This is a genomic window from Pseudomonas sp. SMSB3, assembly GCF_052041965.1.
Taxonomy (GTDB): domain Bacteria; phylum Pseudomonadota; class Gammaproteobacteria; order Pseudomonadales; family Pseudomonadaceae; genus Aquipseudomonas.
The window spans coordinates 21,574-27,634 of sequence record NZ_JBKGGV010000026.1 but is presented as its reverse complement, the minus strand read 5'-3'; the positions used below and the strand labels follow the sequence as shown (position 1 = coordinate 27,634).

Annotated in this window: 1 protein-coding gene; it reads right to left on the bottom strand. The window is 66.8% G+C overall.

Annotated features, from left to right (window positions below; genetic code table 11):
- On the bottom strand, positions 1-6,060 hold a 6,060-nt coding region (locus tag ACLEJW_RS23020; RefSeq protein ID WP_440778303.1), incomplete at its 3' end, for an amino acid adenylation domain-containing protein.
- Position 6,061: the final 1 nt, after the last annotated feature.

Genomic DNA, 6,061 nt, shown 5'->3' with positions numbered 1-6,061 from the left:
ATAGCTCAGGGTGCGCTCGGCGAAGGTCAGTGCCGGTGCCTGCGGCAGGCGACTGGCTTGCTGTTCGAACAACTGGTGCACATACGGCGTGCCGGGGTATTCGCGCTGAGTGGCATTCCAGCCCGCGACGATGCGCTCATGAGAAGCGGCGTCGACCAGGCCAAAGCTGCCGAGCATGGCGTGTGGCGTATCGACGAAACCCTGCAACAGGTGCTGCAACTCGGTCGCGATCTGCTGCACGAAGGCCTGACCAAAGACCTGGCGCTGGTAGGCGAAAGTCAATTGCATGCAATCACGCGCCTCGGCAATCAAGGTCAGCGGATAGCCGCTGTATTCCTGATAATCCAGGCCCGACAAGCGCAACCCGGCACTGCTTTCGGACAGGCTCTGGGCCAGCGGATAGTTCTCGAACACCAGCAGGCTGTCGAACAATGCTTCACCGTGGCATCCGGCCGCGGCCTGGATGGCGTACAACGGCAGGTACTCGTACTCGCGCAGACGCAGATTGAGCGCCTGCATCTCGCGCACCCAGTCGGCGACCGATATCTGCCCGCGCGGCTCGGCAGCCACCGGTAGCGTATTGATGAACAGACCCAACTGCTGCTCGATACCCGGCAACTGCGCCGGGCGCCCCGACACCGTGGCACCGAAGCACGGCCGGCGCTGGCCGGTGCGGCGCTGCAACAGCAGCGCCCAGGCCGCTTGCAGCACGCTGTTGAGGGTGACCTGCTGGGTCTGCGCAAAGTGCTTCAGCGCCTGGCTCAACGCATCACCAAGCTCCAGCACCACGGCACCCTGCCCGCCCTGGTTGGCATCACGAGCGCCGCTCAGCAGGGTCGGGCCGTCCAGCTCGCGCAACTGCGCGGCCCAGAACGCGTCGGCGCTCGGGCGATCCTGCTGCTGCAACCAACCCAGATAGTCACTGCGAGTGCCTTGCACCGAGGCGCCAGGTTGCCCCGCGTAGGCCTGCATGACGGCCGCGAACAGCAACGAATTGCTCCAGCCGTCCATGAGAATGTGGTGGCTGCTGTAGATCAGGTGATGGCGCCGGGCACCCGTGCGAACCAGCACCAAGCGCAGCAGCGGTGCCTGCCCGAGGTCGAAGGCGCGTTCCTGCTCGGCCAGTGCAAGGGCCTGCAGGCGTGCAGCGATATCGGCCTCGCCTGCCCAGTCGAGGCGTTCGACGGGCAGTTGAACGTGGCGCAACACCACTTGGCGTGGCGCCTCCAGGCCCTGCTCCCAGACAAAACCGGCGCGCAGTGCCTCGTGCTGGTCCAGCGCCTGCTGCCAGGCCTGGAGGAAGCGATCCGGGTCCAGATCGTCGAGGTCCAGGCGCAGGCGGTTGATGTAGCTGCCGGCTTGGCCGTCGTACAGGCTATGGAACAACATGCCTTCCTGCATCGGCGACAGCGGATAGATGTCTTGCACCTCGCGCAGGTCCACCGGCAACGCCTCCAACTGCGCCTGAGTCAGGCCCGCCAGTGGGAAATCGGACACGGTGGCACCGCCTGCCTGGCTGTCCAGGCAGTGATCGACCAGCGCCGTCAACGCCTGGGCATAGTCGTCGGCAAGGCTGGCGATCACGGCGTGGTCGAACATCTCGTGGCTGAAGGTAAAGCCCAGCTCCAGCTCACCGCCCAGCACCTGGCCATTGACGCTCAGCCAGTTGCCCAGGGGCGTGTCGCCTGCCTGGGTGGCGCCAACGTGCTCTGGAGCAGGTGCGAACAACCGCTCTTCGCCAAAGCCCTGGTCGAACTGGCCGAGGTAGTTGAAGGTCACGCGTGGCTGAGGCAGTGCCTGCAGTGCCGCGCGTTGCTCAGCGCTGCCTAGGTAGCGCAGCGCCCCATGGCCGATACCGCGATGGGGCACCGCACGCAGCTGTTCCTTGATGGCCTTGAGCGATGTGGCCAGGTCTGCAGTGGGCGTCAGTGCCACCGGGAACAGGCTGGTGAACCAGCCCACGGTACGGCTCAGGTCAACCCCGTCGAACAGGTCTTCACGGCCGTGGCCTTCGAGCTGCACCAATGCACTGCCCTGCCCGGTCCACTGGCAGAGCACGCGTGCCAGGGCCGTCAGCAGCAGGTCGTTGACTTGCGTGTGGTAGGCCGCCGGGGCCTGTTGCAACAGGCGCTGGGTCAGCTCTGCGGACAACCGACAGCGCACGGTCTGGGCGTGGCGAACCTGCAGGCTGGCGTCACGCCGTGCGGCAGGCAAGTCGCCGTGGTGACCGGCAAGGCTGGTTTGCCAGTAGCCCAGCTCGGCCTCACGCGCAGGCGCGCTGGCCCAGCCTTGCAGGTGCTCGGCCCAGGTCTTGAGCGCAGTGCCCTGGTCCGCCCGTGGCGGTGTCTGGCCGGCGAGCAGAGCGACGCAGGCCTGCTCCAGATCGTCCAGCACGACCCGCCACGACACCCCGTCCACCACCAGGTGATGAATGACCAGCAGCAGGCGTTGTCCGCCTTCGGCCAGGTCGAACAGCACCGCGCGCAGCAGCGGCCCATGGGCCAGGTCGAGGCTGCACTGCGCTTGCTCGGCGCTGGCCAGCAGTTGCTCGTCAGTCGCTGCCGAGCGGTGCCAAAGCAGCCCGCTGGGCACAGCCGCAGTGTGCTCGGCGCGCCACTGGCCGTCCTGCTGGCTGAACGACACGCGCAGGGCAGCATGCTGACTGACTAGCAAAGCCAGCGCTTGCTCAAGCACAGCCGGACTCAAGGCCTGCCGCGGTTGCAGCATGACGGCTTGGTTGTAGTGCCCCGGCTGGGCCAAGCCTTGCTCGAAGAAACGCGCCTGCACCGGCAACAGCGGCAAGGCGCCCATGACCTGCGCCACGTTGGCGGGCTTGGCAGCAACGCTCGACACCTTGGCGACCTGGGCCAACTGCACGACGGTCTGCTTTTCGAACAACTGGCGTGGACTCAGTTTGATGCCCTGGCGCTTGGCACGGGCGATGATCTGCAGGCTGAGAATGGAGTCGCCACCGAGCTCGAAGAAGTTATCCTCGACGCCGATGTCTTCACGTTTGAGCACCGCTTGCCAAATGGCCAGCAGCTGCGCTTCAAGTGGCGTGCTGGCGGCGACATGGCGTTTGAGCTGCACCTGCGGCTGCGGCAACGCGCGGCGGTCGAGCTTGCCGTTGGCGGTCAGCGGCAAGCGTTCGAGCAGCATCAGGTGTGCCGGCACCAGGTAATCGGGCAGCAGTGCTTGCAGTTGCGTGCGCAGGGTTTCGACCGTGGTGTCTGGGTGGCTTGCCACGCACCAGCCGACCAGGTGCAACTGCGCCGGGTCCTCACCTTGCGGCACCGCCAACACCACCGCGTCATGCACCTGCGCCAGCGCGCGCAGCACACGGCCGACTTCACCGGGTTCGACCCGATAGCCGCGAATCTTCATTTGATCGTCGCCGCGTCCGAGAAAATGCAGCAGCCCGGCGTTGTCGCGGCGCAGGCGGTCGCCGCTGCGGTACAGGCGCGCCCCCGGCGCGCCGAACGGGTCCGGCACGAAGCGCTCGGCGGTCAGCCCTGGCTGGCCCAGATAGCCGTGCGCCAAGCCCTGGCCACCGATGTAGAGCTCACCGCCGACGCGCGCCGGCAGCGGGTTCAGCACATCGTCGAGTACGCGCACCACGGCACCCGGCAACGGCGCGCCCAGGGCGACGGCCGCCTCGTCGTGCTCGGTCAACTCATGGGTCAGCACCCCGACCGTGGTTTCGCTCGGGCCATAGTGATTGATGAAGCGGCAACCTGGCTTGAGCGCCCGCACCTTGTGGTACAGCGCGGGGGAACAGGCCTCGCCGCCGACGATCAAGGCATGTTCGGGCAGCACGTCGGCGGCATTGGCCGCTTGCAGCAAGCCGTTGAGATGGCTCGGTACGATCTTCAGCACGCCGATGCGCTGCTCGGCCATGTAGGCGGCGAATGCATCCGGGTCGAAACCTAGCGTTTCGGGCAGGACATGCAGGGTCCGGCCGGAACACAGGGCACCGAACAGCACCGTGTGGCCAAGGTCGGCAGCGACCGTGGAGACCAGTGCCATACTCGCCTCGGCAGGCGGTTGCAGGCGCTCGAGCAGACCCTCGACATAGCTGGCCAGGGCGCTATGGCTGACCACAACGCCCTTGGGCTGGCCGGTGGAACCCGAGGTGTGGATCACATAGGCCGGCGCGCCGGGCAGTTGCGCAAGCGCAGGCGGGCTGTCTGCCAGGGCCGCCCAGTGGCCCGGCACATAGGGCTGCACCAGGCACCCCGCCGTAGCCAAGGCCTGCTGACGGCTATCACCTTCGTCGCACAGCAACACCTTGGCACCTGCACGCTGCAGCATGCCGTGCAGGCGATCGTTTGGTGCCTTGGTGTCCAGGGGCATGTAAACGCCGCCGGCCTTGAGGATGGCGAGCAGCGCCACCAACCAGTCCAGCGAGCGCTCCATCAGCACCGCCACTGGCTCGCCCGTGTTCACCCCGAGCTGGCGCAGGTGTTGGGCCAGGCGGTTGGCTTGGCCGTCCAGTTCGGCGTGGCTCAGCTGCTGCCCTGCGCCGACCGCTGCCAGGGCTTCAGGCTGGCGGCGTACCTGTTCAGCCCAGCGTTGCAGCACTAGAGCGGGTTCGCGGCGGGGGCTGAGCGGTTCTGCGGCGGGGCGTTCGACCAGGGTGTGCAGCGGCGCATCCGGGGCGTCTACCAAGCTCTGCAGCAATGCTTGCAACTGGGCAATGAACCCTTCGATGGTGGCTTGCTGGTAGAGGTCGCTGGCGTAGGTCATCTCGCCCTGCACCAGGCTGCCATCATCGGTGATGTCCAGCGCCAGGTCGAAATGCGTGCCTTGCTTGTGCAGCGGGTACTCGCTGACGTTCAACCCGGGCAGTTGCAGGGTCGTGCGCTTCTGCACGCCGACATTCTGGTTGAACTTGGCCTGGAACAGCGGGTTGTGGCCGAGGGTGCGCTCGGGCGCGAGCACTTCGACCAGTTGCTCGAAGGGCAGCTCCTGGTTGGCCTGGGCGGCCAGGGTCGCCTCGCGCACCTGGGCCAACAGCGCGCTCAGCGACAGGCGCTCGTCGATCACGCAGCGCAGCACCTGGGTGTTGACGAAGAAGCCGATCAGGCCCTCCACCTCTTCACGGCCGCGGTTGGCATTGGGCACACCGATGCGGATATCGCGCTGGCCTGAATGGCGCGACAGAAACAACGCATAGCCGGCCAGCATCAACATGAACAGCGTCACCCCCTGGGCACGGGCCGTGTCGCGCAGGCGTTGCGACAGCTTTGCACCGAAGTCGAACTTCAAGGTCTGGCCCTGCAGGCTTTGCACGGCCGGGCGGGGGAAATCGGCGGCCACCTCGAGCAGCGGGTGCTCATCGCCCAATTGCTCGCGCCAATGCTGCAGCTGGCGCTCGCCCTCGCCGGCTTCCAGCCAGCGGCGCTGCCACACGGCGTAGTCGGCGTACTGCAGGGGCAATGCCGGCAGGCTCTGGGCACCGGCCTGATAGCACTGCACGAACTCGCGCACCATCACGTCCATCGACCAGCCATCGGAGACGATATGGTGCATGCACACCACCAATACGTGCTGGTCGGCGCCGAGCCGGAACAGGCTGGCGCGCAGCAGCGGGCCATTGAACAGGTCGAATGGGCGGGCGACGTCGGCGTCCACCTGGCGCGCCAATTCGGCCTCGTCGCCCTGGGTCAGGTCGATGCAGCGCAGGGCCAGGGGCGCAGCGGCCAGCACCCGCTGCTGGGGCTGCTCGCCATCGAGTTGAAACACCGTGCGCAGCGCCTCATGGCGCGCAATCAGCGCGTCGAACGCCGCCTGCAACCGTTGCAGGTCGAGCTCGCCGTGCAGGCGCAGGCCAGCGGCCATGTTGTAGGCCGCGCTGTGGGGATCGAGCTGCCAGAGAAACAGCAGGCGCTGCTGCGCGTAGGACAGCGGCAGAAGGTCGAGGCCGTGGCGGCTGACCGGGATCGGCAGCAGGCCGAAATCCTTACCGTCCTGGCGCATCTTGGCGAGAAACTGGCGGCGTTGTTCGAGCGGCAACCCGATGAATTTTTCGGCAATGCGCAGGGTGGTGTTGCGGGTCATG